This is a genomic window from Pseudomonas sp. G166 (assembly GCF_037027455.2).
Lineage (GTDB): Bacteria > Pseudomonadota > Gammaproteobacteria > Pseudomonadales > Pseudomonadaceae > Aquipseudomonas.
On sequence record NZ_CP146985.1, the window covers coordinates 1,429,754 to 1,455,679 of the forward strand.

Here is a 25,926-nt window from a genome sequence, read left to right on the forward strand (position 1 = left end):
ACTGGCGGATCACGCCAGCGCGGCCCAATACATTTAAAACAAAGCCCACGGCACGCCGTGGGCTTTATTGGCAGTCAGTCAGGCCAGGCCTTACTGAGGCGAAGCTTCGGTTTTAGGTTTGCCGAAATGCCACTCGTAGACCACGAACTTGAAGTCCTTCAGGTCGCCCTTCGCATCAAAGCTCAGGTCACCGGTAGGGGTCTTGAAGGTGCCGGCGTGGATGGCTTCGGCCACTTTGCCTGCGTCTTCGCTCTTGGCAGCCTTGATGGCGTCGGCGATCACGGTCACTGCGGAGTAGGACGGGAACACGAACGGACCGCTCGGGTCTTCTTTCTTGGCCTTGAAGGCGTCAGCCAGGGCAATGTTGGCAGGGTCCTGGTCGAAAGATTTCGGCAGGGTCACCAGCAGGCCTTCGGAAGCATCCTTGGCGATTTGCGAGATCGAGTCGTTACCCACGCCTTCCGGACCCATGAACTTGGCCTTCAGGCCTTTTTCCTGGGATTGACGCAGGATCAGGCCCAGCTCCGGGTGGTAGCCGCCGTAGTAGACGAAGTCGACGTTGGCTTGCTTGAGCTTGGCGATCATCGAGGAGAAATCTTTGTCGCCGGCGTTCACGCCTTCGAAGACGGCCACTTTCACGCCTTTGCCTTCGAGGGTTTTCTTCACGGCGCTGGCGATGCCTTCACCGTACTGCTGCTTGTCGTGCAGGACCGCAACGATCTTCGGCTTGACGTGGTCGGCGATGTAGTTGCCGGCCGCAGGGCCTTGGGCGCTGTCCAGGCCGATGGTGCGGAAGATCATCTTGTAGCCGCGAGCGGTGATGTCCGGGCTGGTAGCGGCCGGGGTGATCATGACCACGCCTTCGTCTTCATAGATGTCCGAAGCCGGCTGGGTGGAGCTGGAGCACAGGTGGCCAACCACGAACTTGACGCCGTCGTTGACGACTTTGTTCGCGACCGCGACCGCTTGTTTTGGATCACAGGCGTCATCGTATTCAACGGCTTCAAGTTTCTTGCCGTCGACGCCGCCCTTGGCGTTGATCTGTTCGATGGCCATCTTGGCGCCACTGAACTGCATGTCGCCGTATTGGGCTACAGGGCCGGTTTTTGGGCCGGCGATGCCGATCTTGATGGTGTCGGCGGCGAACGAATGGCTGGCAACCCCGGCCAGAACCATAGCGGCAAACAGTTTGGAAATCTGCTTAGTAGCCTTAGTCATAGTGCTCCACTCATGCTGTTGTAGTTTTTATAGTCCTGGCGCCGTAGCAGCAGAACCGGGTCAGATATCTTGGATACCCTCGCGGAAAATGCCCCCGGCAACTGTACCGGTACAGTGTAGAGCGCCGATTGTTGGCAAGGGAAGCTGGCGCTTGGGGGCAAAACCTGAGGGTGTCGCTTAATTGAAAGAAAAAGACAGAATGGCGGCGGGGGTTGTCCGGTCAAATCGGCAATCCTTGGCTTTCCTGCGCTTTTCAATCGGTACTCCAATTGCTACCGGGTTTTTCTGCCAGACCACCGACGTTATCATTCGCGCCGATTTCTTTTCCGGACAGGTCCCATGAATCAAGAACCTAGCACCCTCTATGCCAAACTGCTTGGTGAAACCGCATCCATCACCTGGAAAGAGCTGGAGCCGTTCTTTGCCAAGGGTGCCCTATTGTGGGTCGACCCAGCACTGGATTTGATCGCCGCAGCCGAGGCCGTGGCCCAGGACGAAGGTACCAAAGTCGCCGCCTGGCTGGCCGCCGAGCAGGTCGCCAAGCTGTCTGAAACGCGGGCGCTGGATTTTCTGGAACGTGATCCGCTGCTTTGGGCAGTGGTGGTTTCGCCATGGATTATGATCCAGGAAAGGGCGTCGAACTGATTGGTGCACCAACTTGGTTCGAGTTTTTTATCCGCTGAAAGTGTGTAGGCGAGTAGCGTGATGGCGTCCTGCCGTGGCGAAACGCCACAGGGATGGGTGACGTATACGTAACGGGAACAGTTTCTGGGCCGGCCATGGGGCTGGTTAATTGTTTCTGGATGTTGTCTCGGTGCTGTATTCAATACCGCTATCGCGAGCAAGCTCGCTCCCACAGTTGATCGCGTTTTGCCTGAAGGAACGCGGTCCGCTGTGGGAGCGAGCTTGCTCGCGATTGGGGCGACGCGGTGTCGCGCCTACCCTCAGTAAGTCCTGCCAGTATGGTTATTCAAGGAAATGACCTTGGTCTTGCCAATGCGATGACGGTAGATCTCGCGCAGGTACTTGATGGCTTTCTTCACGCAATCGCGGGACAGGCGGATGTCGTTGATCGAGACGAACTTGTCCTTATCGTTGATCAGCTCGCGGTATTTCTTCTCGTACATCGGCTTGATCGCGTACCAGTTGGTGTCGAGGATCTTCGCCGGGTTTTCGAATTCGTTGAGCAGGTCGTCGATCCGTTGTTCGTCGAAGTCTTCATTGATAATGAAGTCCAGGATCGAGTTGTCCAGGGTGTCGTCGAAGCGATACGGGGTGCGGGCGAAGCAGCGTTTGATGAAGGCGACGATCAGAGTCAGGAAGTCATCCGACAGGCACGGGCTCTTGGCGATCAGGGTGGTCAGCGACAGGTTGGCCGACGCGCCAATTACCAATGCGTAACGCTTGAGGGTGGTGTTGGGGAACAGGCTGTTGAGGTGGGTCTTGAGCCGGTTCAGGTCCATGTAGGACAGCTTGTAGTCCTTGGGCAAGGAAACGATGGACACCACCGACGAGCAGTTCTTGAAGAAGTGCAGGTCATGCAGGGCCGCCGCGTCGTAGCCGGAGTTCTTGTACTGCTCCAGCGAGGCCCGGTAGCGCTTGGATTCGATCGGCAACAGGCTGATGCCTTCGATGGCCTGGGTGACTTTGTTGAAGTGCGGCAGGTCGATGGAGCGGAAGAACAGGTCGTCGATGTTCAGGCGCGGTGGTTCTTTCTCGAACACCTTGAACTTGTCGCCGCTGGGGGCCGGGGTTTCCGGGACAACGGATTCGGCGTAGGCAATTGCCACCGGGCCGGCCAGGCTCATGAACAGGTCGTTGGCGTCCAGGCGAATGGTTTCGCCAATGTCGATGCCGGCACGCCGGAAGTAGTTCTGGTCGTAGTCGGTGGTCACGGCCTGGGCCGTCAGGATGTTGAAGATCTGCTGGGAGATGTACTGGTTGGCGTGCTTTTCCATAGCATTGACATCAATGTTCTGGATGTTGCCGTCATCGCTCTCTTCGGCGTAGCGCATGATGTCGTTGGAAATCAGCATCATCGCGTTCCATGGACGGATACGGCCCATCACGCTGGCTTCGCTGCTGTCTTCGTTGGCGAAGTTGTACGAGAAATCCCATTCTTCCGACAGGTATTTGCACAGCAGGCGTCCGGCGTTGATGTGTAACGCTTCGGACATTTCGCTGCGGTGGTCGGAAATGTTCGGCAACACGCAGATGCCGCTGGTGAAGATCGGTTCGAAGACGAAGGAATGACCGCTCTTGCTGTCATGCTCGTCCATGGGCTTGGTGTCGAACGTCTTGTTCATGTACGAGTACTGCTGGGCCAGGCCGAACTCCGAGGCCATGCCCGAACCGGTACCGCCGCCGGCACTGAAGATCGAGAAGTACAGGCGCGACTGGTTGGCCTTGATGCCGCAGCTGTCGATCAGGTACGAGTGGATCATTTTCCAGTCGGGGCTGGAGAACCGTTGGGTGTCCTTGTTCAGGATGATCTTGGCCAGGTATTGGCCCAGGATCGGCGCGTTACCGGCGCCACCGGCGTGGACTTCCGAGAGGTCCATGATTTTCATCTTGCTGTAGTCACGCAAAAAGCCGCTTTTCTCGCCCTTGCGCGAGAAACGGATACGCCCGGCAATGTCCTTGTCCAGGTCGCCGAGCATCACCAGCGGCTCCACCAGGAATACCGGTTTGCTGGCCTTGCTGGTGCCCAGGCGCAGGTTGTTGCGGATCCACTGCGCGGGGCTGTAGCCCCTGTCGCTGTAGGCCTTGTCTTCGGCGTTGAATTCGTTGAGGTAGAACTTGCGGGCGTTGTACACCAGCTCCGCCACGTCAAGGGCGATGTTGGAGCCGCAGCGCCCCAGGCCGATCAGGCACACCGACGGGAATTCCTGCTGGGCGCGATCGCTCTCGTCCTCCACCAGATGGGGCGGTCGCGGGAACACCGCGTCGCGCAGGCCATCGAGGTTGTCGAGGATCCGGTCGGTGTTGGTTTCGGTGAAGTACAGATACTGCTGAGTCGAGAGGGGACGCGAGCTGCTCGAGGGTTTCGAGACTTCAGGGCCGTTGGCGGCCGGGCTCAGGGTCAGATCGGATACCGCCGTGGCTGTTTTTTTGGAAGTCATTGTGCGCCATATGCCTGAACTGGTTGGTTCGACGAGCGCTGTCATCGAACCATCGCGGATGGGAGCTCGCGTCCTTGGATGGCGCGAAGGTCGGTCCGAGCGTCCAGGGCCATAGCCTGAGCGCCGCTCGAGAGATTCTTTCCTGATAGGTTGAATCGGCCACTGGGGGACGATCTTTAATCAAGAACGGGCGAAATGATGGCAATTGTTACAGGAAGTTGACCGCTATCAATAAACACGCCGCTCGCCATGGTCGGGTATCAGCCTTGCGAATGATTGGAGACAGCCCGCGCGGTGCTGTCTAGATTGCAGACTTCGGGCTCGGATGCCTCGCCGTTGCCCCCATAACAATAAAGAGACGGACCCATGCAGAACTCGACCCAAGCGGCGAATGCCTGGCGCATTCTGTTCCTGCTGTTTCTGGCCAACCTGTTCAACTTCTTCGACCGCACCATTCCGGCGATCATCATCGAGCCGATCCGTATGGAATGGAGCCTCAGCGACTTCCAGATCGGCATCATCGGCACCGCCTTCACCATCGTCTACGCCATCGCCGGGTTGCCGCTGGGGCGCCTGGCCGATACCGGTTCGCGCAGCAAGTTGATGGGCTGGGGCCTGGCGACCTGGAGCGCGCTGACGGCGGTCAATGGCCTGGTGGGCAGTTTCTGGGCTTTTCTGCTGGTGCGCATGGGCATAGGGATCGGTGAAGCCAGTTATGCGCCGGCGGCCAACTCGCTGATCGGCGATCTGTTCCCGGCCCATCGTCGGGCGCGGGCCATGGGTATCTTCATGCTGGGCCTGCCGATCGGGTTGCTGCTGGCATTCTTTACCATCGGCGCGATGGTCAAGGCGTTCGACAGTTGGCGCGCGCCGTTCTTTATCGCGGCGGTGCCCGGGTTGGTGCTGGCGTTGTTCATGTTCTTCATCAAGGAACCCAAGCGCGGCGCGGCAGAAACCGTGCAGGTGTCACAGGAGAAGGTCGACCGGCCGATCCGCCGGGTGCTGGCGATTCCCACCTTCCTGTGGCTGGTCCTGGCCGGGCTGTGCTTCAACTTCGCGACCTATGCCTGCAACTCGTTCCTGGTGCCAATGTTGCAGCGTTACTTCCTGATGCCGCTGCATGAGGCGGCCGTGGCGACCGGGATCATGGTGGGTGTAACGGGGTTGTTCGGGCTCACCCTTGGCGGCTGGGTCGCGGACAAAATCCACCAGCGCGTGCCCAACGGCCGCCTGCTGTTCGCAGCGTTCAGCCTGGCGATTTCGACGGTCACCACGGCGTGGGCCCTGCATGCCGGGCGCATTGAAATCGGCGTGTTCGTGGCGGTGTTCAGCGTCGGTTGGCTGTTTGCCTATAACTTTTACACCAGCGTCTACACCGCGATCCAGGACGTGGTGGAGCCGCGCCTGCGCGCCACGGCGATGGCGTTGTATTTTGCCGGGCTGTACTTGCTCGGCGGCGGCCTGGGTCCGGTGGTGGTGGGTGGCTTGTCCGATTACTTCGCTCGCACGGCCATGGCTGCGGCAGGCGTCGACCAGATGACCGAAGCGTTCAAGGCCATCGGCCTGCACGATGCGATGTACCTGATCCCGGTGGGGCTGTTCCTGACCATGGTGTTCCTGTTCCTGGCCTCGCGTTGTTTCGTGCGTGATGCCAGGCGGATGAAGGAGGGGATGAGTGCGGCGGTGGAGCCGGAGGGTGTGGTGGCGACAGCCTGATCGCTCCAGATCAGGCTGCTGTGAGCACTTTTGGGGCGAGGGGGGTTATCCAACCTTCTCATCCCGCCCACGCAACAGGCGATTGGGCATCGCCACAGCCGCTGCCAGCCCTAGCAGCGACACCGCCGCGCTGATCAGCAGCAAGTGCCGGAACGTTGTCTGCAGCGCCTGGCGCAAGACGTTCTGTGCTTCCCCAGGAGCGGCGTTCAGGCCATCGAGCAACACATTGCCGGAATGTCCTTCGCCGATCAGCGACGAACCGGCAAGTTGGGCGAAGCTTGAATCCTGCAGCAGGGCCAGCAGCAATGCTGACATCAGTGACACGCCCACTGCCCCGCCGAGAGAGCGGAACAGGTTGGTGGTGCTGGTGGCGACGCCAATGTCCCGTTGTTGCACCGAATTCTGCGAACCCACCAGCGAAGTGGGGAACTGCATGCCCGAGGCAATGCCACAGAGCAGCATGAACAGGCTGCTGAGCCAGAACGTGGCGGGCGAGGTGAGAGCCAGGCCGAGGATGGCGAACGGAAAGAGCAGGGCGCCGCTCAGGATCATCGGTTTGTAGCGTCCCGTGACCGAGGTGCGGCGCCCCGCGAAATATGCCCCCATGGGCAACCCCATCGCCAGCGGCAGCAAATGCAGCGCCGCGCTGTCGGCCCCGGCGCCGGTCACGCTCTGGAAGCGCAACGGCACCAGCACCGTCAGGGAGATTGCCTGGAAACTGGTGAAGAATACCGTGCACCAGCACAACACCGCGCTACGGTTGACGAACAGGTGCATCGGCAGCAGTGGCTCCGCGGCGCGGCGCTCATGCCAGACGAACATTGCCAACGCCACCACCGCGCAACCCAGCAGCCCGAGTACTTCGTGGCTGTGCCAGGCAAGACCCTGGCCGACCTGGGTGATGCCCAGCAGCAAGGCGGTCAGGCCGATGATCAGCAACACGGTGCCCAGGTAATCGATGAGCGGCGTGCGTTGCGGCACCGCCAGCCCGACCAGGGCGCGGCGGGCCACCCACCAGGCCGCCAGGCCCAGCGGCAGGTTGATCAGAAATACCCAGCGCCATGACAGGTATTCGGTCATGTAGCCGCCCAGCACCGGCCCGGCCACGCTGGCCAGTGCGTACATACCGCTGAAATACCCCTGATAGCGGCCACGCTCGCGTGGCGGCACGATGTCGCCGATGATTGCCTGGCTTACGGAAATCATGCCGCCGGCACCGATGCCCTGGAGAATCCGCGCCAGCACCAGTTGCTCCATGTTTTGTGCCAGGCCACAAAACAGCGAGGCCAGGGTGAACAGCCCCATGCCGAACAGCATCAGCGGGCGTCGGCCGTACAGGTCGCCGAGCTTGCCGTAGATCGGCACGGCCACGGTCATGGCGACCATGTAGCCGGAAATCACCCAGGCCAGCAGGCCGACATCCTTGAATTGTGCAGAGATGGCCGGCATCGAGACGGCGACGATGGTCTGGTCCAGGGCTCCTAGGAAAATCGCCAGCATCAGGGCCACCAGCACGCTGCGGATGGCCGGTTTTGGGGCTTGGAGGGTATTGAGCTGGGTCACGACAGAACCTGCGGGCATCACGCCAGGGCGACGAATGGGACGGAGCCCGCAGTTTAAGTCGATAGGCGGCTATTCGATAGCCTCGTAAGGAAGTCCGACGTAATTTTCCGCAATGGTTTTGCGACCGGCCTCGGAGTCGACGAAATATTCCAGCTCCGCTTCGCTGATGCGCTGGTTGAAGGCGTCGTCGTCGAAGCGGTGTAGCATCGAGGTCATCCACCAGGAGAAACGTTCGGCTTTCCAGACGCGCCGCAGGCAGATGGCGGAATATTTTTCCAGCAAATCCACACGGCCCTCGCGGTAGACCTTGAGCAGAATGTTGAACAGCGTGCTGACATCGCTGGCGGCCAGGTTCAGGCCCTTGGCGCCGGTAGGCGGGACGATGTGGGCCGCATCGCCTACCAGGAACATCCGCCCGTATTGCATGGGCTCGACCACGAAGCTGCGCAGCGGCGCGATGCTTTTCTCGATGGACGGACCGGTCACCAGCGCTTTTGCCAGATCGGCGGGCAGGCGGTTTTTCAGTTCGTCCCAGAAGCGCTCGTCCGGCCAGTCGGCCACTTGTTCCTCGACGGGCACTTGCAGGTAATAACGGGTGCGGGTCTTGGAGCGCATGCTGCACAGGGCAAAACCGCGTTCGTGACGGGCGTAGACCAGTTCGTCGTGCACCGGCGGCGTGTCGGCCAGGACGCCAAGCCAGCCAAACGGGTAGACCCGCTCGAAGACTTTCAGTTTTTCCGCCGGAATCGATTGCCGTGCCACACCATGGAAACCGTCACACCCGGCGATGTAGTCGCAGTCCAGGCGCCAGGTTTCGCCCTGGTGCTCGAAGGTCACGAAAGGCTGGTCGGTTTGCATGTCGTGGGGTTGGGCGCTATTGACCTGATACAACGTGCGGGCCCCGGTCGCCTCTCGGGCGGCCATCAAGTCACGGGTCACTTCGGTCTGACCGTAGACCATGACGTTTTTGCCGCCGCTCAGCCCCTTGAGGTCAATGTGCACCCGACGATCATTGAGCACCAGCTCAAAGCCGTCATGGGGCAGGCCCTCGGCGTCCATGCGCTGGCCGACGCCGGCCTGGCGCAACAGTTCGACCATGCCTTGCTCCAGCACACCGGCGCGGATGCGGCCCAGCACATAGTCCGGGGTCTGGCGTTCGAGGATGACGGTGTCGATGCCGGCGTTGTGTAGCAACTGGCCGAGTAGCAGGCCAGAAGGGCCGGCGCCGATAATGGCAACTTGGGTTTTGAGGGTTTTCATTGTTGTTATGGCTCGCACGAAGCACACGACCAGGGTCGGTGTTGATTGGGGTGCTTGCATTTTTCGCTTGCTGGCCTGTCAATTGAAGGGGAAAACTGAGCCGATACCTGTACTTTCTGCCAATCGGTGCGATTATCGCCCGCAACCCCAGGCCGATCTTTGTTATGAAAAAACCTGACTTGCCTTCGATCCCGGTGTTCAAGCTTTATGGCGAGAGCCAGGATTGGCCGACGCCAGACCTGCTGCATTGCGAAACCATTTCCAAGCGCAGCCGCGAGCACCAGTGGGAAATCAAACCCCATCGGCATGCTGACCTGTGCCAGCTGTTGTTTGTCTTCAAGGGCCAGGCAGAGCTGGAAATCGAGGGTCAGCGCACCCAACTCACTGAACCGGCGGTGCAGATCCTGCCGCCGCTGTCGGTGCATGGCTTTCGGTTTTCCGAGGATGTGGAAGGTTACGTGGTGACCCTGGCGGCACCGTTGGTGACGCACTTGCAGGCGCAGCTGGGGCATTCGGTCAACATCCTGGCCCAGGCCGGCAGTTACCCGGCGGGTGAAAACGCCGTCTACCTCAACAGCCTGTTCAGTGCCTTGCAAGCCGAATACGTCGGCCATCAGCCGGCCCGGGAAATGTTGATGCATGCTCTGGTCAGCGTGATCATGGTCTGGGTCAGCCGCCAGGTGATGCAGCGGCGCACCTCGACCCAGCGTCCGCAACGGGCACGGGAATACCTCAACGGTTTCATTCAGTTGGTGGAGGAAACCTACCGTCAGCACGTCAAGGTCGAAGACCTGGCCCACCGCCTGGGTATTTCCGTGTCGCACCTCAACGGCACTTGCCGCGAACTGGCGGGGCAACCGGCTCTGCAGATCATGCATGAGCGTCAGTTGCTCGAAGCCAAGCGGTTATTGACCTATACCGGCCTGACCATTTACGAGATTTCCGAAATGCTCGGGTTTTCCGACCCGACCAACTTCACCCGGTTATTTCGCCGACGTGTTGGAATCTCGCCCAAGGCCTTCCGCGACCGGCTCAAGACCGACCCACAGGACGACTGAATACGCTTTAGCGCAATGCGTTCAGGGTCGCGCTGTGGGGGATGCAACGTTCGAAGTTGCAACTGGCGAATTCACGGGGCAGTTGCCTGGCCTGCTCGACCCGATAGGCCGCGGTGCCATACAGCGCCAATGTGGCGGCGCAGGTGACGAAGATGGCGAGGCGTCTTTTTATTTTGATGTTCATGGCGGTGACCTCTGAACGAATACCCTTGGGTACTACATTGAGCATAGGTCAGCGCAGATGAGTTGCCAGTCAAACAGGTACGGGATGTAACCCGATATTCAGAACGCTGATAACCCCTGTGGGAGCGAGCTTGCTCGCGATGAAGGCGGGTCAGTCACCGTGCGTGTCGACTGATCTACCGCTATCGCGAGCAAGCTCGCTCCCACAGGGGATTGGGGTGGTCTTTTAACCGGGTTACGCCAGGTGTTCAGGCTTCATCGGATCCCCCGGCTTGACGTCCAGTTGCTGGCGCACGTCTTCGAACATTTCGTCGTAGTACTTGTGCATCGAACCGATGCTGGCGCTTTTGGGCAGGCCGTATTTCTGGGCAATGCGTGTGGCGTGGCGGGCGAAGTCGAAGGCTTGGTCCTTGGCCAGGAAAAAGGTCTCGTCCAAGGTTGTGTCTTCGACCGAGCCATGCACACGGAACGACATGCCGGTGCCTTCCTTGGGGTCCTGTGCAACCTCGTAGTCAATGCACAAGTTGTAGCTGAAGTCTTCCTTGTTCAGCGCGTGGCGCTCCATGTGCAGGTGACCGGGCTCGAACATGGCCATAAACGACTCTCCTTCGAATACATGTGAGTAGGGCAGACCCTGAATCCACCCCGCAAGTTTCCTGTTATCGATAAGCGATGCCCGGTGTCGCCGTGCTGATGCGGGTGCCGGCGCTGCCCTGGACGATGGCGTCGATGTCCGAGAGTGAGCCGATCACCGCGACCTTGCCAGTGTTGCGGGCGAATTCGCAGGCGGCCTGTACCTTCGGCCCCATGGAACCGGCAGCGAAACCGAGTTTCTCCATGGCATCGGGGTGGGCCTGGGCGATGGCTTTCTGGGTCGGTTTGCCGAAGTCGATGAAGGCCGCATTGACGTCGGTGGCGATCACCAGCAGATCGCTCTCCAGTTGTTCGGCCAGCAGTGCCGAGCACAGGTCCTTGTCAATCACCGCTTCCACGCCTTGCAGCTTGCCGTTGGCGTCGTACATCGTCGGGATACCACCACCGCCGGCGCAGATCACAATGCTGCCTTTTTCCAGTAGCCACTTGATCGGGCGGATTTCAAAGATGCGTTTGGGCCGCGGGCTGGCGACCACTCGGCGAAACTTGTCACCGTCCGGCGCGATGGCCCAGCCTTTCTCGGCGGCGAGTTTCTGCGCCTCCACTTTACTGTAGACCGGGCCGATGGGCTTGCTGGGTTTCTGGAAGGCCGGGTCGTTGCCGTCCACTTCGACCTGGGTCAGCAGCGTGGCGAACGGCACGTCGACGTCCAGCAGGTTGCCCAGTTCTTGTTCGATGATGTAGCCGATCATGCCTTCGGTTTCGGCGCCAAGCACATCCAACGGATAGGGCGTGACCGAGGTGTAGGCCGCCGCTTGCAGCGAGAGCAGGCCGACTTGCGGGCCGTTACCGTGGGCGATGACCAGCTCGTTGCCAGGGTGGATTTTCGCGATCTGTTCGGTCGCGGTGCGGATATTGATGCGTTGGTTGTCTGCGGTCATGGGTTCACCCCGACGCAGGAGGGCGTTACCGCCCAAGGCAACGACGATGCGCATGGTGTTGTCCTTTCAAAAAATGAGCAAACTCCGCAGTCTCCTGTGGGAACCAGCTTGCCCGCGATGACGGCGGCACATCCAACATCAATGCAAGCGGACATTCCGCCATCGCGAGCAAGCTCGCTCCCACAGTGAAGAGCACTTCAGCATGGGAGCGGGCGGTATTCAGATATCCGCCAGCGCCGATACCAGGATCGCCTTGATGGTATGCATGCGGTTCTCCGCCTGCTCGAAGGCGATGTTGGCCGGGGATTCAAAGACCTCTTCGGTCACCTCCACGCCATTGGCCAGGTTCGGATAGCGCGCGGCGATGTCCTTGCCGACCTTGGTTTCGCTGTTATGGAACGCCGGCAGACAGTGCATGAATTTCACCCGGGGGTTGCCCGAGGCCTTCATCATCTGTGCGTTGACCTGGTACGGCAGCAGTTGCTCGATGCGCTCGTCCCAGGCTTCCACTGGCTCGCCCATGGACACCCAGATGTCAGTGTGGATGAAGTCCACGCCCTTGACGGCTTCCTTCGGATCTTCGGTGATGGTGATGCGCGCGCCACTTTCGGCGGCGAAAGCCTGGCACTGGTCGATGAAGTCCTGATGCGGCCAGAGTGCTTTCGGTGCACCGATGCGCACGTCCATGCCCAGCTTGGCGCCGATCATCAGCAGTGAATTACCCATGTTGTAGCGCGCGTCGCCCAGGTAGGCATAGCTGATGTCGTGCAGCGGCTTATCGCTGTGCTCGCGCATGGTCAGGGTGTCGGCGATCATTTGGGTGGGGTGGAATTCGGCGGTCAGGCCGTTGAACACTGGCACCCCGGCGAAGTGGGCGAGTTCCTCGACGATCTCTTGCTCGAAGCCACGGTATTCGATGGCGTCGAACATCCGCCCCAGCACCCGGGCGGTGTCTTTCATGCTTTCCTTGTGGCCGATCTGCGACGACACCGGATCGATGTAGGTGACGTGGGCGCCCTGGTCATGGGCCGCGACTTCGAAGGCGCAGCGGGTGCGGGTCGAGGTTTTCTCGAAGATCAGCGCGATGTTCTTGCCTTGCAGGTGTGGACGCTCGGTGCCGGTGTATTTGGCGCGCTTGAGGTCGCGGGACAAGTCCAGCAAGTAGTGCAGCTCGCGAGGGGTGTGGTGCATCAAACTCAGCAGGCTGCGGTTGCGCATGTTGAAAGCCATGATGTGGATCTCCTTGGGTTTCGGTTATCCCCTGGGTCGTTTTCTGCCTTGGGATGCAAAGCGGCAACGACCCAGGCTTGAAGGTCAGTAGTCGATCGGGTCACGAACGATCGGGCAGGTCATGCAATGGCCGCCGCCACGGCCTCGGCCCAGTTCGGCGGCGCTGATGGTGATGACTTCCACCCCAGCCTTGCGCAGCAGGGTATTGGTGTAGGTATTACGGTCGTAGCCGATCACCACGCCCGGTTCCAGGGCCACCACGTTGTTGCCGTCGTCCCATTGTTCGCGTTCGGCGGCGAAGCTGTTGCCGCCGGTTTCCACCACCCGCAGTGCCGGCAACTTGAGGGCCGCGGCCACGGTATCGAGGAAGCTGCCTTCCTCGCGACGCACGTCGATGCCGCCGGGCTTGCTCTCGTCGGGGCGCAGGGAGAACGCGACGATCTGGCTCACCACTTCAGGGAAAATCGTCACCAGGTCGCGGTCGCAGAAGCTGAACACGGTGTCCAGATGCATGGCTGCCCGGGACTTCGGCAGGCCAGCGACGATCACCCGTTCCACGGCGTTGTGCTTGAACAGGTTCAGCGCCAATTGACCAATGGCCTGGCGCGACGAACGCTCGCCCATGCCGATCAGCACCACGCCGTTGCCGATGGGCATCACGTCGCCGCCTTCGAGGGTGGCGCTGCCGTGATCCTGGTCGGGGTCGCCGTACCAGATCTGGAAGTCAGCCTGGGTGAACTCGGGGTGGAATTTGTAGATGGCGCTGGCCAGTAGGGTTTCCTGGCGGCGCGCTGGCCAATACATCGGGTTCAGCGTCACGCCGCCGTAGATCCAGCAGGTGGTGTCACGGGTGAACTGGGTGTTGGGCAGCGGCGGCAGGATGAAACTGGAGTGCCCGAGGAAGTCGCGGAACATCTGGATGGTCTTGCCACCGAAGCTGTCCGGCAGGTCATCGGCCGAGACGCCGCCGATCAGGAACTCGGCAATGTGGCGTGGCTCCAGGCTGCGTAGCCAAGAGTCGACTTCATGCACCAGGCCGATGCCCACCGAATTGGCGGTGATCTTGCGTTGCAGGATCCAGTCCAGGGCCTCGGGGATGGCAACGATGTCGGTCAACAGGTTGTGCATTTCCAGCACATCGACACCACGCTCGCGCATCTTGGTGACGAAATCGAAATGGTCGCGCTTGGCCTGGTTGACCCACAGCACGTCGTCGAACAGCAGTTCGTCGCAGTTGTTCGGCGTCAACCGTTGATGGGCCAGGCCTGGGGAACACACCAGGACTTTACGTAATTTACCGGCTTCGGAATGGACGCCGTATTTCACTTTTTCCGTGGTCATTACAAAGATCCTCCAGATAAAACCATCAGTCAGTTACAAGGTCAGGAAGCCGTCGTAGAGCCCGTAGGCCGCTACCAGGGCGCCTGCGATCACTGCGGCGAAAATCAGCTTCTCGACAGAGGTGAAAATCGGTTTGCCCAACTCGCGCTTGGCCTTGGCGAACAGGATCGCGCCAGGGGCGTAGAGCAGGGCGGAGAGCAGCAGGTACTTGACCCCGCCGGCATACAGCAACCACATCGCGTAAATCAGGGCGATGGCGCCGATGACCAGGTCCTTGCGCCGTTCGGCCAGGGCGTTTTCATAGGTCTCGCCGCGTACTGCCAACAGCACTGCGTAGGCCGCCGACCACAGGTAGGGCACCAGGATCATCGAGGTGGCGAGGTAGATCAGCGACAGATAAGTGCTGGCCGAGAACAGGGTGACGATCAGAAACAGCTGGACCATCGCGTTGGTCAGCCACAGGGCGTTGGCCGGTACGTGATTGGCGTTCTCCCGGCGCAGGAACTCGGGCATGGTGTGGTCCTTGGCGGCGACGAACATGATCTCGGCGCACAGCAGCACCCAGGACAGCAGGGCGCCAAGCAGCGAGATGATCAGGCCGACGCTGACCAGCACCGCGCCCCAGTGGCCTACCACGTGCTCGAGCACGGCGGCCATCGACGGGTTTTGCAGTTTCGCCAGTTCCGGCTGGGTCATGATCCCCAGCGACAGCACGTTCACCAGCACCAGGAACAGCAGCACGGTGATGAAGCCGATGACGGTGGCCTTGCCCACGTCCGTGCGTTTTTCAGCGCGGGCGGAAAAGATGCTCGCGCCTTCAATGCCGATGAATACCCACACGGTGACCAGCATCATGTTGCGCACCTGATTCAGCACGCTGCCCAGGTCCGGGTTCTTCAGGCCCCAGATGTCGGCGGTAAAAATATCGAGTTTGAAGGCGAACACCGCGATCAGCACAAACAGCACCAGTGGCACGACCTTGGCGATGGTCGTCACCAGGTTGATGAACGCTGCCTCCCTGATGCCCCGCAGTACCAGAAAGTGCACGGCCCATAGCAACACCGAGGAGCCGATCACCGCTGCGACGGTATTGCCCTCACCAAAGATCGGAAAGAAGTAGCCCAGGGTGCTGAACAACAGGACGAAGTAACCGACGTTGCCCAGCCAGGCGCTGATCCAGTAACCCCAGGCCGACGAGAAACCCATGTAGTCGCCAAAACCGGCCTTGGCATAGGCATACACACCGCTGTCCAGATCGGGTTTGCGGTTGGCCAGGGTCTGAAACACGAACGCCAGGGTCAGCATGCCGACGGCGGTAATCGCCCAGCCGATCAGCACGGCACCGACATCGGCACTGGCCGCCATGTTTTGTGGCAGGGAAAAGATTCCACCGCCGATCATCGAACCGACCACCAGCGCGACCAGCGCGCCCAATCGAAGTTTTGCGGGGGTATCAGACATTGTGTGATTCCAATGCAGGAGAAGAGAGTTGCCAGACTAAGTCCATTTGAAACTTAGGCATCTGATCTGGATCAGTTGCTGGCAACAATTCGTTGCTGATAAATGAGTTGTCGATCAAGCTTCAAATATTGAACGTGGTCGAACAGGACCGTCCCATGGACGGTTGTCCCCAGGAAGTGGCCGTTTTTCGGGGGCGGGAAGTTGACCCTAGTTGGTTTCCACCAATAGGCAAGTATTTAGAAAGCATTGGTCATCTAGAAAAATAGCGGCCTTAACATAACGGTGTTTCAGATAAATGTCGGGCAGTAATCCGGGCCTTGCTTAGTGGCGTTATTCAATAAAATTATGACGCTTCCTCTACTTAATTCTTAGCGAGTACACATGGCGCAGCCGATGCTTAAACTACGACTCGGCGCATTGATCGCGTTGGTGGTGGGTTCGATGATTGGCGGCGGGATCTTTTCCCTGCCGCAAAACATGGCGGCCCGGGCCGATGTCGGTGCCGTGCTGATCGGTTGGGCAATCACGGCGGTGGGCATGCTGGCCCTGGCCTTCGTGTTCCAGACCCTGGCCAACCGCAAGCCGGAACTGGACTCGGGCGTATACGCCTACGCCAAGGCCGGGTTCGGCGACTACATAGGGTTTTCATCGGCCTGGGGCTACTGGATCAGCGCCTGGATGGGCAACGTTGGTTACTTCGTCCTGTTGTTCAGCACCCTGGGTTACTTCTTTCCGGTGTTCGGCCAGGGCAACACGCCAGTGGCCATTGCATGTGCGTCGTTGCTGCTGTGGGCCGTGCATTTCCTGGTGCTGCGTGGAATCAAGGAGGCGGCGTTCATCAACCTGGTGACCACCGTGGCCAAGGTCGTGCCGCTGTTGATGTTCGTCGTCATGGCCGCCGTGGCCTTCGAGGCCGAGATTTTCACCCGCGATATCTGGGGTGCGCTGAGCCCGGACCTGGGCAGCGTGATGAACCAGGTGCGGCACATGATGCTGGTGACGGTGTTCGTGTTCATCGGTATCGAAGGCGCCAGTGTGTATTCGGCGCGGGCAGAAAAGCGTGCTGACGTAGGGCGTGCAACGGTGATTGGATTCCTCGGGGTGTTGGCGCTGCTGGTGCTGGTGAATGTGTTGTCCCTGGGGGTCATGAGCCAGCCTGAACTGGCACAACTGCAGAACCCATCCTTGGCTGGCGTCCTGGAGCATATTGTCGGGCCGTGGGGCGCGTTGCTGATCAGTGTGGGATTGGCGGTATCGCTGCTCGGCGCGCTGCTGTCCTGGGCGTTGCTATGCGCGGAAATTCTCTACGCCACCGCCCGGGACAAGACCATGCCCGCGTTCCTGACCAAGGAGAATGCCAACCATGCGCCGGTCAATGCGCTGTGGCTGACCAATGGAATGATCCAGCTGTTTTTGTTGATCACCCTGTTTTCCGCAGGCACCTACACCAGCCTGATCTACCTTGCGTCATCGATGATCCTGGTGCCGTACCTGTGGTCGGCAGCCTACGCGGTGTTGCTCTGCGCGCGGGGCGAAACCTATGGGCAGGCGTCGGCCCGGCGCATGAAGGACCTGTGCATCGGCGGCGTGGCGCTGTGCTATGCGGTGTGGCTGCTGTATGCCGGTGGGGTGAAATACCTGCTGCTGTCGGCGCTGTTGTATGCGCCGGGCGTTATCCTGTTTGCCCAGGCCAAGCGCGAGCAGCGGCAGCCGTTGTTCACCCATGTGGAAAAAGGCGTTTTTGCGTGCGTGATGGTCGGGGCGGGCTTGGCGGCTTATGGGTTGTACGGTGGGTTTTTGGCGCTGTGAGGCTTACTGCGATGTTGAGGCGATCTTTTTGTGGCGAGGGAGCTTGCTCCCTCGCCGCAGGGGCCGGTGCTTAGCTGGCATTGAACTTTGTCCGCGCGGACGATTGAACGTCACCACCGTGCGCGATGTGCCCCCAGTTCAGCCGCCGGTAAGGTCCATTGCAGCGGCGTCCCGGTAATTTTCAAGGGCACCTGAAGTCGATGGGCTGGTCCCCAGGGTGTCTGCTCGACCACCAGTCCCTGATCATCGTCGTCCTCGGCTCGCAATGGGGTTGTGTCCCCCGCGCCACGCTCGATCAACAGCTTTGCCGTGCGCGCCAGTGACAAGCGTGCCGAGCCGCCCTGGCCGCTCACCAGCCGTCGGGACAAGAGCACGAGGGCGCTGGCCGCCATCAGGTACCCGGTGCCATGGTCCAGCGCCTGCACCGGCAGCGGAGTCGGTTTGTCGGTCTGTTTCCAGCCCATGCCGGCTTCGGCAATGCCGCTGCTCATCTGCACCAGGCTGTCGAAGCCGCGTCGGTTCTGCCACGGGCCGCTCCAGCCATAGGCGTTGAGGCTGATATCGATCAGCCCAGGGGCCATTTTCCGCCGTTGCTCGGCGCTGTAGCCCAGACGTTCCAGGGCGTCTGCGCGATAGCCGTGCAAGAGAATGTCGGCGTCCTTGAGCAAGGCTTCGAACGCGGCGCGGTCGTTGGGTTGATGCAAGTCGAGACGGGCGCAGCGTTTGCCGAGCGTGACTTCCGGCACCACACCGGGTTCGTTCCACGTCGGTGGGTCAATGCGTAAGACATCGGCCCCCAGGCCGGCCAGGAAGCGGCTGGCAATGGGACCGGCCAGCACGCGGGTCAGGTCCAGTACCTTGAGGCCGGCCAGCGGCTGGGCCACGGACCCGAGCCAGGGCTTGTGCTGTTCATCGGCGCTTTCTCTGAACTGCACCAGCGGCTCGGCATTCACCGCCAGGCCTTGGGGGTGCGCCTGCCAAGCCTGCCAGGAACGCATCTGGGCGGCGCAACCGCCGGCGTCGACTATCGCTTGTTCCAGTTCGGCCTTGTTCCAGCGGGCCACTTTGCTCGCCATGTCGGTGCGGTCGATGCACGTGCCGAGGACTTTTTCGGCGGCCTGGCGGTGGTGAGGTGCGTTGGTGTGCAGGCGAATCCAGCCATCGGCGCTGGCGTAGTCGCCGGCCACCGGGTCCCACATGGGCGGCACGCTCCAACCGAGCGGGCGCAGGGTGGTGGAGAACCAGAACGAGGCCAGGCGCCGGTCGACCTCAAGAGGCGGCAAGCGACCGGTTTGCTGGTGAATCAGTTCAGCGGCAGCCTGGCCGGCCACGGCGATACTGGCGCAGGCCAGCTCCGTGACAGCGAACGCCGAGGGCAGGGCACCTTCGCCGGTGAAGGGGATCGGAGTCGTGGGCAAGCTGAGTGTGGCTTGCATGGACGTGAGCAGATCTGTCATCGAAAGCCCTCCAGTACGAGAGGGCGATCATAGTTCAAAAATCGAGTGGGGGCCGCTTAGCGGTCCAGCGGCTGCAAGCTTGCGCCACAAGCGGCCTGCACCTGTTCCGGGCGGGACCAGATCCACAGATTGCCCAGGGCCATGCCCGTGAGCGCCAGGTAAACCGGCCAGCCGTGGTCGAGCATCAGCAGCATCAACCCGGCACAGACCAGCATGCTGACGGTAGCACCGACCTTGGCTCGCCGTGGGATGACTTTGCCGTTGCGCCAGTTGTACAACATTGGCCCGAACAGCCAGTGGCGCTCCAACCAGGCGCTCAGGCGCGGCGAACTGCGGGTCGCGGCCCAGGCGGCCAGGAGAATGAACTCGGTCGTCGGCAGGCCTGGCACGATGAGGGCGACCAGGCCGATGGCCAGGCTGGTGTAGGCGAGCAGGGCGAAGAGCAGTTGGGTGAGTTTCGTGGGCGTGCGGCTCATGTCTTTTGTTCTGCCTGTACTTTCCCCTGTGGGAGCGAACTTGCTCGCGATGACGGAGTGTCAGGCTCCATAATTGTCGGCCGATGTACCGCTATCGCGAGCAAGCTCGCTCCCACTGGGACAGTGGCGACCGTTAGGCCAACTCCGCTGCATAGGCGTGCTCTAGCAACACCGTAAACCGGTTGAACGCATCCAGCGCGCCTTTATCTGCTTCGGCTTCCTGCTGTTCGCTGAAGGCCAGGCCGTCGAGGGTGCGGGTGAAGGTTTTCCAGCCTTCGGCGCGACCGCCCGCCGGTTCTGCCAGGTGGCGGGCGCCGAAGGTTTCGCTGAGTCCCAGGCCCACGGCGCGCTTGATCAGGAACGCGGCGCCGAGTTTGGAACCCTCTGAGACGAACAGCCAGCCCAACGCCTGGGCCTTGGTCGGGTTTTTCACCGCACCGGCCACTGGCGCGGGGACTTCGGTGTCCAGGTCTGCCAAATCCGCCTTGGCCGCTTCTGCCCGGCAACGGGCCGGCAGGTCGGGGATCAGCGTGGACAACTCGGCGTCGTTGTACAGCGCCACCAGCTCCGATTGGAACAGGTATTGGGCCACGACGAAGCGGGCGAAGCTGGCCCGGGTTTCGAACGGAGCGTGGGCCTTGACCAGCGCGTCGAGCCTGCTGTGGGGCTCGTGGGTGATCTGGTTCAGGCGTTGGGAGCGTAGAGCGCAAGGCTGAGTATTCATGGGGTATTCCTTAGGATGAAAGCATTGTGGCGATGGGATGGATCCCCTCGCCACAGGTATTTGTGTTGGCTGAGCAGTCGAGTCAGATATCCCAGATCAGGTTGACCGCGAAGTTACGTCCCGGCGCCGTCAGGCGATCGAGGTTGGCGGGGCTCAGCACCGCCGCTTCGCCGACGCTGTCGTAGCCGCGCACGTCATCCCACAGCCAGTACTTCTTGTCGGTGAGGTTGTAGAGGCCGCCGCTGACGGTGATGTCGTCGGTCACCTTGTAGAACCCGGTCAGGTCGAGAATGCCGAAGCCCGGGGTCTTGAACTGGCTGCTGACGCCGTCCGGCGAGTTGAAATTGCTGTCGTCGACGCGATCCTTTTTCTTCACCAGTGTCCAGCTGAGTAAAGTGCCGTAGTGGTCCTGGTCGTATCCCAGGCCGAACACGCCGGTCAGCGGGTTGACGCTGTTGAGCGGCTCGCCGGTGTCGGCGTTGCGGCCGTAGGCGTAGGCCACCGAACCTTGGGTATACAAGCCCTGAGGCGCGCCAAACAGGTCCAGGTTCAGGCGGCCCCGGACCTCGGCACCCTTGATGGTCGCGTGCTTGATGTTATTGCTCTGGAAGGTCAACTGGTCGGCGCCGGGAGTGATGGCGTCCTCGTTGATAAAATCGCGGTACTTGTTGTAGAACACCGCCACATCGAACGAACCAGAATCGAAACGGCCCTTCAGGCCGGTCTCGTAGCTTTTGCTTTTTTCCGGTTCCAGATCTGGGTTGGGCTCCACGCTATAGCCGGCGCTGGGGTTGTCGAAACGACCGTATAAAGCTTTGGCGGTCGGCGTGCGGAAGCCTTCGGCGTACTGGCCGTACCAGGTGTACTCATCGCTCAGGGCATAGGTCAGGCCGAACTTGGGCGAGACGCGATGCCAGGTCTTGTTCTTGCCGCTGACTGCGCCATCGCCGGTGGGGTCCACGGCGTCGAGGAATTCCTCGGTCAGGTGCGGCTTGAGCCGGGTGTAGTCGTAGCGCAGGCCCGGCGTGAAGGTCCAGCGGTCCCAACTGATCTGGTCCTGGGCGAACAGGCTGTAGGTGTTGATGGTCGGGTCCGGGAAATCACTGACCTTTGCCAGCACGTCTCGGGTGCTGATGGCGCCAACCGCGGAGCAACCTACGCCAACCGCCAGGCACACGCCGTTGCCGCTGCGCGAACCGGTGACTTTCTGTTGCTTGATCGTGGTGCCGTAGGTCAGCGCGTGATCGGTGTCGGCGATGCTGAAGGCCTTGTCCAGTTGCGCGTCGAAGACCCACTGTTTTTCTTCGTAGAGGGTTTCCCGGGTGCGTAGCACCTGGCGGGTGATCGGGAAGTAGAACTCGGCGGTGCTCTGATCGGTCTTGGCGATCTGGTGGTTCAGGCTCCACTTCATGTGATCGGCCAGCAGGCTGTCGAGGGCGAAGCTGTGTTCGAGGCCGAAGCGCTCGCGGCTGATGGTGTCGTTGCCGGTGCGCCACTGGTACATGCCGCCGGGCAGCACTGAGGTGGGAATGGCCGGCTGGCCGTTGGAGTAGGGGCCGCCATAGGCGCTTTTCAGATCGGTGTCGCGGTCGTCCTTGTATTTCTCGTAGACCAGTCCCAGGCGCGCGTCGTCGTTGTAGTTCCAGCCGAGCTTGGCCAGCACATTGTTGGCGCGTACATCCTCCGGGTTGGCTGCGGTGCGGTCCAGACCGGTGCCGTTGTCGTTGCCGTAGGATTGGGTTTCATGGCCGTCGCGCTGGCTGTAGTGCAACAGGCCGTCGAACTGCCCGCTGCGCCCGGCGACCGTGGCGGACTTGAGCCAGCTTTCGTCGGCGGAACTGTAGCCGGTCTTCAGCCGAGCACCGACGTCCTTGCCCGGCTTGATGATGTCGTCCGGATCCAGGGTGAAATAGCTCACGGCACCGCCGATGGCGTTGCTGCCGTAGAGCACCGAGGCCGGGCCGCGCAAAATCTCGACACGCTTGATGATTTCCGGGTCGACGTAGTTGCGCTGGGTCTTGGCGTAGGGGCCGTTGAAGAAACCACCAGGGATTTCCACGCCGTCGACCTGAGTCAGGATCCGGTTACCGTCGATCCCGCGAATGTTATAGCCGCTGATGCCGCCGCGCTGGCCCGCGCCACCCACCGAAACGCCGGGCTCATAACGCACCAGGTCCTTGAGGGTGTTGACGTTGTTGCGGTCCAGTTCCTGGCGGTCATGGACGGTGACGGTGCTCGGCACGCTGGTGATGGCCTGTTCCTGGCGGGTGGCGCTGATGGTCACCTGCGACAGGTTCAACACCCCGGCAGTGCTGCGCCTTTCCAGGACGATGCTGTTGTTGCCGAGCTTGCGGTAGCCCAACTGAGTTCCTGCCAGCAAGTGCTCCAGGGCTTTCTCGGGTGGCAGCGAGCCGTTCACGCCCGGCGAGGTGACGCCTTCGCCCAGCTCTGCCGGCAGGCCCACCTGCCAACCGGTGATGGCAGTGAACGCGTTCAAGGCCGACACCAGCGGTTGCTGGGCGATGGCAAAGGTGTAGTCGCCGATGTTGCGCGCAGGTGGTTGTTCGGCGGTGGCGGCCAGGGTGGACGGCGCGGTACCGGCCATCAGGATGGCCGCAGTCAGTAACGACAGCGTGCAAGAAGGGGCAAGGAACCGGCAAGTAAGGCGAGAGGACATCGATAGCGCTCCGTGTCGCATCTGTTATAGGTGCAGATTGGCATCTGGAGATGCGAATCAATTGCATTGGCTATAACGAGACGAATCAGCACAGGCTATCGAGTAAAAATAATTCTCATTTAGTTCAGGATCATCAGCGCCGGGAATTCCTGAAGGCGCGCCGAGGTGATGTGTGCCAGTGAACGAACCACGTCCAGCGGTTGGTCGAGGCGGTAGTTGCCGGTCACGGCGACGTTGGCCAACTGCTGGTTGTTGTTGATGATCCAGCCCGGGTAGTAGCGCTGCAGTTCGGCCAATACCTGGCTCAGCGGCCTGTTCTTGAACACCAGTCGACCCTGGACCCAGGCCAGGTCCGTGTCGGCATCGAGCTGGACCGGGTGGTCGAAGCCGTTGGGGCCGATGCGGATGCTTTCCCCGGCCGACAGCCGTACGTGGGTGTCGTTGCGGTGGGCCCGCAGGTCGACGTCGCCGCGCTGGACCTGGACCTGGGCCACGCCGTCGAGGTAGCGCACCGCCAAGGTGGTGTCGCTGACGCTGGCGGTGACCGGGCCGGCATCGATCTCCAGCGGCAGGTTGCGATTGCCCGGCACTTCAAAAAGCGCTTCGCCCTTGTACAGCCGGGCCACATGCCGCTGTTCGTTGAACGTGCTGGAAAACGCCGAATCGGTGTTGAGCAGGACCTTGGAACCATCCTCCAGTTGCAGGCGCTGGCGTTCACCGACCACGGTCAGGTGATCGGCCTGGAAATGCAAAGGCAGGTCGCTGAAGTTGAACAGGCTCAGCAACAGCACGGCGGCGCTGGCCAGGGGTTTCCAGTGGGCGCGCAGGCGTGACAGTGCCGTGATTGGCGGTTGGGCTTCAAGCTGCCGGGCGCTTGCAATCACCTGTGGGCCGTCCCAGATCGCCTTGGCCCGGGCGAACGCTTCGCCATGGCGCGGGTCGGCCGCCAGCCAGGCCTGGAACTGGTGGGTCTGCTCCTGGCTGGGGTTGTCGAGCAGGATCAGCCAGTCCAGCGCCTGCTCCATGGCATGGGCGGTGTCCTGCGCCGAAGCGGGCTCAGGGGCGCGGTGATTGTCCGTCACGGTGGGTTCTCGATATTGGCGGCGGTAACAAGCTACAAGCCGCAAGCAGTAGGTGGCAAGTCTGTGCGTAGCGAGCGGCGTGAAGCTTATGACTTACCCTCGTGGTTGCGTTCGGCCACACCCACACAGATCGCCATGATCAACCTCAGTTCCTTTTGCACGGTGCTCAGTGACACGCCCAGTCGTTCGGCGATGTCCTGGTAACTGTGACCATGCAAGCGGTTGAGGATGAAGATCTGTTGCTGGCGCGGGCTCAGCGTCTGCAGGCTGATGTTCAGCCGTTCGAGCATCTGCTCGGCATGGGCGGCGTCTTCGGTACTGCTCTGGGGGGCGACCACATTCTGGACGACCTCCAGCGGTACGTCGTCCACTAGGGTCCGGGACTGGATGCGCCGCGCACGCAAATGATCCAGCGCCAGGTTGCGGGCGGTCTGGAAGACGAAAGGTTCGAGGTGCTCGACCGTGCGTTCACCCAGTGCGCGGGTGACGCGCAGGTAGGTTTCCTGGAGCAGGTCTTCAGCGGTGCTGGGGTTGTTGACCATTCGCTCGAGGGTGCGCAGCAGCGGCAGGCGCTGCGCGAGGAAGACGTGATGGAAGCGCGATTGACTCACGGTTGGGCCCGATCCGGTGTGAGTAGATGATAATGATTGTCATCTTGCTCGATGGTCAAGCCTTCATTCATTTCACGAGCGTAAACCCTGTGGGAGCGCGCTTGCTCGCGATAGCGGTGGACTGGTCAACGATGATGCAGCCTGACCGGACGCTATCGCGAGCAAGCTCGCTCCCACAAAAAAGCTCAATTGATCTGCGGGTTACTCGGCGTTACACAACGCCAGGCAGTTATCGAGCATGCGGTTGGAGAAGCCCCATTCGTTGTCATACCAGGCCAGTACCTTGAGCAGCTTGCCGCTGGCCTTGGTGTGGTTGGCGTCGAAGATCGACGACAGCGGGTTGTGGTTGAAATCACTGGAGACCAGCGGCAGGGTGTTGTAGCCGAGGATCTTCGAGTGCTGGCTGGCCTGGCGCAGCAGTTCGTTGACTTCTTCGGCCGACGCTTCGCGCTTGAGCTGCACAGTGAGGTCAACCAGGGACACGTTGATCACCGGTACACGTACGGCCATGCCGGTCAGCTTGCCCGCCAGTTCCGGCAGCACCAGGCCCACCGCCTCGGCGGCGCCGGTCTTGCTCGGGATCATGTTCTGGGTGGCCGAACGTGCGCGGTACGGGTCGGTGTGGTAGACGTCGGTCAGGTTCTGGTCATTGGTGTAGGCGTGGATGGTGGTCATCAAGCCACTTTCGATGCCCAGCTCGCGGTGCAGCACCTGGGCCACCGGGGCCAGGCAGTTGGTGGTGCACGAGGCGTTGGAAATGATCTGGTGGGACTGGCGCAGGATGTCGTGGTTCACGCCATACACCACGGTGGCATCGGCACCCTTGGCCGGGGCCGAAATGATCACCTTGCGCGCGCCGGCGCTGATATGGGCCGCAGCTTTGGAGCGGTCGGTGAACAGGCCGGTGCATTCGAACACGACGTCGATTTTTTCAGCGGCCCAAGGCAGTTCGGCCGGGTTGCGGATGGCACTGACCGAGATGCGGTCGCCATTGACCGTCAGGCTCTCGTGGTCATGCTGTACCTCGGCATCGAAGGTGCCGTGGACGGTGTCGAACTTGAGCAGATGAGCATTGATTGCACTGTCGCCCAGGTCATTGATGGCGACGATCTGCAGGTCGCGACGATAGCCTTGGGTATACAGTGCTCGGAGGACGTTGCGGCCGATGCGGCCAAAACCATTGATTGCGATTCGAAGAGTCATTAACTGCGCCGCCGTCGATTTGTTGTTGGAATTACAAGATTATTCGCATAAAAATAGAAAACAAGCCTTTTTAGTGGCAATATTTTGTTTTATCTACAACGAGTGACCTGAATCAACTGGTCCGAGTGGTCAAGAAACCGTCTGTCGCCCAACGCACATCGGGCTTTTGACCAGCATAGACAATCAGGTCGCCACACCCG

Annotated in this window: 21 protein-coding genes; 4 read left to right on the forward strand and 17 right to left on the reverse strand. The window is 61.0% G+C overall.

Annotation, left to right across the window (positions count from 1 at the left end; genetic code table 11):
* Nucleotides 1–90 precede the first annotated feature (90 nt).
* Nucleotides 91–1,218 (reverse strand): branched-chain amino acid ABC transporter substrate-binding protein, encoded by a 1,128-nt coding sequence (locus SGN16_RS06400; protein ID WP_210643154.1) that lies wholly within the window; start codon nucleotides 1,216–1,218, stop codon nucleotides 91–93.
* A 339-nt stretch (nucleotides 1,219–1,557) separates the two neighbouring features.
* On the opposite strand from SGN16_RS06400, the gene SGN16_RS06405 reads away from it, so the two are divergent.
* Complete coding sequence (locus SGN16_RS06405; protein ID WP_210643155.1) at nucleotides 1,558–1,863, forward strand: DUF2288 domain-containing protein; 306 nt, start codon at nucleotides 1,558–1,560, stop codon at nucleotides 1,861–1,863.
* 299 nt (nucleotides 1,864–2,162) lie between these two features.
* Here SGN16_RS06405 and SGN16_RS06410 read toward each other — a convergent pair whose 3' ends face one another.
* The gene (locus SGN16_RS06410) at nucleotides 2,163–4,340 is read right to left on the reverse strand and encodes a hypothetical protein (protein WP_335943547.1); all 2,178 of its coding nucleotides are present in this window, start codon (nucleotides 4,338–4,340) and stop codon (nucleotides 2,163–2,165) included.
* Between the two features lie 366 nt (nucleotides 4,341–4,706).
* On the opposite strand from SGN16_RS06410, the gene SGN16_RS06415 reads away from it, so the two are divergent.
* Entirely contained in the window at nucleotides 4,707–6,056 is a 1,350-nt protein-coding gene (locus tag SGN16_RS06415) for an MFS transporter (protein WP_335943548.1), read from the forward strand.
* Nucleotides 6,057–6,101: 45 nt separating this feature from the next.
* Here the strand turns inward: SGN16_RS06415 and SGN16_RS06420 are convergent, their stop codons facing one another.
* Entirely contained in the window at nucleotides 6,102–7,637 is a 1,536-nt protein-coding gene (locus SGN16_RS06420; protein ID WP_335943549.1) for an MDR family MFS transporter, read from the reverse strand.
* Nucleotides 7,638–7,688: 51 nt separating this feature from the next.
* Nucleotides 7,689–8,879, reverse strand: a complete 1,191-nt coding sequence (gene pobA, locus SGN16_RS06425; RefSeq protein ID WP_210643159.1) for a 4-hydroxybenzoate 3-monooxygenase — start codon at nucleotides 8,877–8,879, stop codon at nucleotides 7,689–7,691.
* A gap of 164 nt (nucleotides 8,880–9,043) precedes the next feature.
* Between pobA and SGN16_RS06430 the strand changes: the two genes are divergently transcribed.
* The gene (locus tag SGN16_RS06430; protein WP_210643160.1) at nucleotides 9,044–9,937 is read left to right on the forward strand and encodes a helix-turn-helix domain-containing protein; all 894 of its coding nucleotides are present in this window, start codon (nucleotides 9,044–9,046) and stop codon (nucleotides 9,935–9,937) included.
* 7 nt (nucleotides 9,938–9,944) lie between these two features.
* Here SGN16_RS06430 and SGN16_RS06435 read toward each other — a convergent pair whose 3' ends face one another.
* The 6 genes from SGN16_RS06435 to arcD (SGN16_RS06460) form a co-directional block, all read right to left on the reverse strand.
* Nucleotides 9,945–10,121: a hypothetical protein gene (locus SGN16_RS06435; RefSeq protein WP_210643161.1), complete on the reverse strand. Its 177-nt coding sequence runs from the start codon at nucleotides 10,119–10,121 to the stop codon at nucleotides 9,945–9,947.
* Between the two features lie 234 nt (nucleotides 10,122–10,355).
* A complete protein-coding gene (locus SGN16_RS06440; RefSeq protein ID WP_335943550.1) occupies nucleotides 10,356–10,715 on the reverse strand; it encodes a DUF5064 family protein in 360 nt (119 codons plus the stop codon).
* Between the two features lie 64 nt (nucleotides 10,716–10,779).
* The gene (gene arcC, locus SGN16_RS06445; RefSeq protein ID WP_210643163.1) at nucleotides 10,780–11,709 is read right to left on the reverse strand and encodes a carbamate kinase; all 930 of its coding nucleotides are present in this window, start codon (nucleotides 11,707–11,709) and stop codon (nucleotides 10,780–10,782) included.
* A gap of 165 nt (nucleotides 11,710–11,874) precedes the next feature.
* Nucleotides 11,875–12,885 carry an ornithine carbamoyltransferase gene (locus tag SGN16_RS06450; protein ID WP_210643164.1) on the reverse strand — a complete coding sequence of 337 codons (1,011 nt, stop codon included), beginning with the start codon at nucleotides 12,883–12,885 and terminating at the stop codon, nucleotides 11,875–11,877.
* Nucleotides 12,886–12,969: 84 nt separating this feature from the next.
* Nucleotides 12,970–14,226 carry an arginine deiminase gene (arcA, locus tag SGN16_RS06455; protein ID WP_210643165.1) on the reverse strand — a complete coding sequence of 419 codons (1,257 nt, stop codon included), beginning with the start codon at nucleotides 14,224–14,226 and terminating at the stop codon, nucleotides 12,970–12,972.
* Between the two features lie 33 nt (nucleotides 14,227–14,259).
* Complete coding sequence (gene arcD / locus SGN16_RS06460; RefSeq protein ID WP_335943551.1) at nucleotides 14,260–15,687, reverse strand: arginine-ornithine antiporter; 1,428 nt, start codon at nucleotides 15,685–15,687, stop codon at nucleotides 14,260–14,262.
* Nucleotides 15,688–16,068: 381 nt separating this feature from the next.
* Between arcD (SGN16_RS06460) and arcD (SGN16_RS06465) the strand changes: the two genes are divergently transcribed.
* The gene (arcD, locus tag SGN16_RS06465; RefSeq protein ID WP_335943552.1) at nucleotides 16,069–17,496 is read left to right on the forward strand and encodes an arginine-ornithine antiporter; all 1,428 of its coding nucleotides are present in this window, start codon (nucleotides 16,069–16,071) and stop codon (nucleotides 17,494–17,496) included.
* Nucleotides 17,497–17,606: 110 nt separating this feature from the next.
* On the opposite strand, the gene SGN16_RS06470 is transcribed toward arcD (SGN16_RS06465), so the two are convergent.
* The 7 genes from SGN16_RS06470 to gap form a co-directional block, all read right to left on the reverse strand.
* The gene (locus SGN16_RS06470) at nucleotides 17,607–18,953 is read right to left on the reverse strand and encodes a CoA transferase (protein ID WP_335943553.1); all 1,347 of its coding nucleotides are present in this window, start codon (nucleotides 18,951–18,953) and stop codon (nucleotides 17,607–17,609) included.
* Nucleotides 18,954–19,009: 56 nt separating this feature from the next.
* On the reverse strand, nucleotides 19,010–19,429 hold the full coding sequence (locus SGN16_RS06475; RefSeq protein WP_210643169.1) for a YbaN family protein: 420 nt from the start codon (nucleotides 19,427–19,429) through the stop codon (nucleotides 19,010–19,012).
* A 133-nt stretch (nucleotides 19,430–19,562) separates the two neighbouring features.
* Nucleotides 19,563–20,153: a biliverdin-producing heme oxygenase gene (locus SGN16_RS06480; RefSeq protein ID WP_210643170.1), complete on the reverse strand. Its 591-nt coding sequence runs from the start codon at nucleotides 20,151–20,153 to the stop codon at nucleotides 19,563–19,565.
* Between the two features lie 82 nt (nucleotides 20,154–20,235).
* The gene (locus SGN16_RS06485) at nucleotides 20,236–22,830 is read right to left on the reverse strand and encodes a TonB-dependent receptor (protein ID WP_335943554.1); all 2,595 of its coding nucleotides are present in this window, start codon (nucleotides 22,828–22,830) and stop codon (nucleotides 20,236–20,238) included.
* 119 nt (nucleotides 22,831–22,949) lie between these two features.
* Nucleotides 22,950–23,912, reverse strand: coding sequence for a FecR domain-containing protein (locus SGN16_RS06490; RefSeq protein ID WP_210643172.1), 963 nt, complete (start codon nucleotides 23,910–23,912; stop codon nucleotides 22,950–22,952).
* A gap of 86 nt (nucleotides 23,913–23,998) precedes the next feature.
* A complete protein-coding gene (locus SGN16_RS06495; RefSeq protein WP_210643173.1) occupies nucleotides 23,999–24,523 on the reverse strand; it encodes an RNA polymerase sigma factor in 525 nt (174 codons plus the stop codon).
* Nucleotides 24,524–24,724: 201 nt separating this feature from the next.
* Nucleotides 24,725–25,726: a type I glyceraldehyde-3-phosphate dehydrogenase gene (gene gap / locus SGN16_RS06500; RefSeq protein WP_210643174.1), complete on the reverse strand. Its 1,002-nt coding sequence runs from the start codon at nucleotides 25,724–25,726 to the stop codon at nucleotides 24,725–24,727.
* Between the last annotated feature and the right edge of the window lie 200 nt (nucleotides 25,727–25,926).

Bases quoted from the DNA above. Each gene is read 5' to 3' on its own strand.
- SGN16_RS06400 (WP_210643154.1), bottom strand. From the start codon at position 1,218: ATGACTAAGGCTACTAAGCAGATTTCCAAACTGTTTGCCGCTATGGTT.
- SGN16_RS06405 (WP_210643155.1), top strand. From the start codon at position 1,558: ATGAATCAAGAACCTAGCACCCTCTATGCCAAACTGCTTGGTGAAACC.
- SGN16_RS06410 (WP_335943547.1), bottom strand. From the start codon at position 4,340: ATGACTTCCAAAAAAACAGCCACGGCGGTATCCGATCTGACCCTGAGC.
- SGN16_RS06415 (WP_335943548.1), top strand. From the start codon at position 4,707: ATGCAGAACTCGACCCAAGCGGCGAATGCCTGGCGCATTCTGTTCCTG.
- SGN16_RS06420 (WP_335943549.1), bottom strand. From the start codon at position 7,637: ATGCCCGCAGGTTCTGTCGTGACCCAGCTCAATACCCTCCAAGCCCCA.
- pobA (WP_210643159.1), bottom strand. From the start codon at position 8,879: ATGAAAACCCTCAAAACCCAAGTTGCCATTATCGGCGCCGGCCCTTCT.
- SGN16_RS06430 (WP_210643160.1), top strand. From the start codon at position 9,044: ATGAAAAAACCTGACTTGCCTTCGATCCCGGTGTTCAAGCTTTATGGC.
- SGN16_RS06435 (WP_210643161.1), bottom strand. From the start codon at position 10,121: ATGAACATCAAAATAAAAAGACGCCTCGCCATCTTCGTCACCTGCGCC.
- SGN16_RS06440 (WP_335943550.1), bottom strand. From the start codon at position 10,715: ATGGCCATGTTCGAGCCCGGTCACCTGCACATGGAGCGCCACGCGCTG.
- arcC (WP_210643163.1), bottom strand. From the start codon at position 11,709: ATGCGCATCGTCGTTGCCTTGGGCGGTAACGCCCTCCTGCGTCGGGGT.
- SGN16_RS06450 (WP_210643164.1), bottom strand. From the start codon at position 12,885: ATGGCTTTCAACATGCGCAACCGCAGCCTGCTGAGTTTGATGCACCAC.
- arcA (WP_210643165.1), bottom strand. From the start codon at position 14,226: ATGACCACGGAAAAAGTGAAATACGGCGTCCATTCCGAAGCCGGTAAA.
- arcD (WP_335943551.1), bottom strand. From the start codon at position 15,687: ATGTCTGATACCCCCGCAAAACTTCGATTGGGCGCGCTGGTCGCGCTG.
- arcD (WP_335943552.1), top strand. From the start codon at position 16,069: ATGGCGCAGCCGATGCTTAAACTACGACTCGGCGCATTGATCGCGTTG.
- SGN16_RS06470 (WP_335943553.1), bottom strand. From the start codon at position 18,953: ATGACAGATCTGCTCACGTCCATGCAAGCCACACTCAGCTTGCCCACG.
- SGN16_RS06475 (WP_210643169.1), bottom strand. From the start codon at position 19,429: ATGAGCCGCACGCCCACGAAACTCACCCAACTGCTCTTCGCCCTGCTC.
- SGN16_RS06480 (WP_210643170.1), bottom strand. From the start codon at position 20,153: ATGAATACTCAGCCTTGCGCTCTACGCTCCCAACGCCTGAACCAGATC.
- SGN16_RS06485 (WP_335943554.1), bottom strand. From the start codon at position 22,830: ATGTCCTCTCGCCTTACTTGCCGGTTCCTTGCCCCTTCTTGCACGCTG.
- gap (WP_210643174.1), bottom strand. From the start codon at position 25,726: ATGACTCTTCGAATCGCAATCAATGGTTTTGGCCGCATCGGCCGCAAC.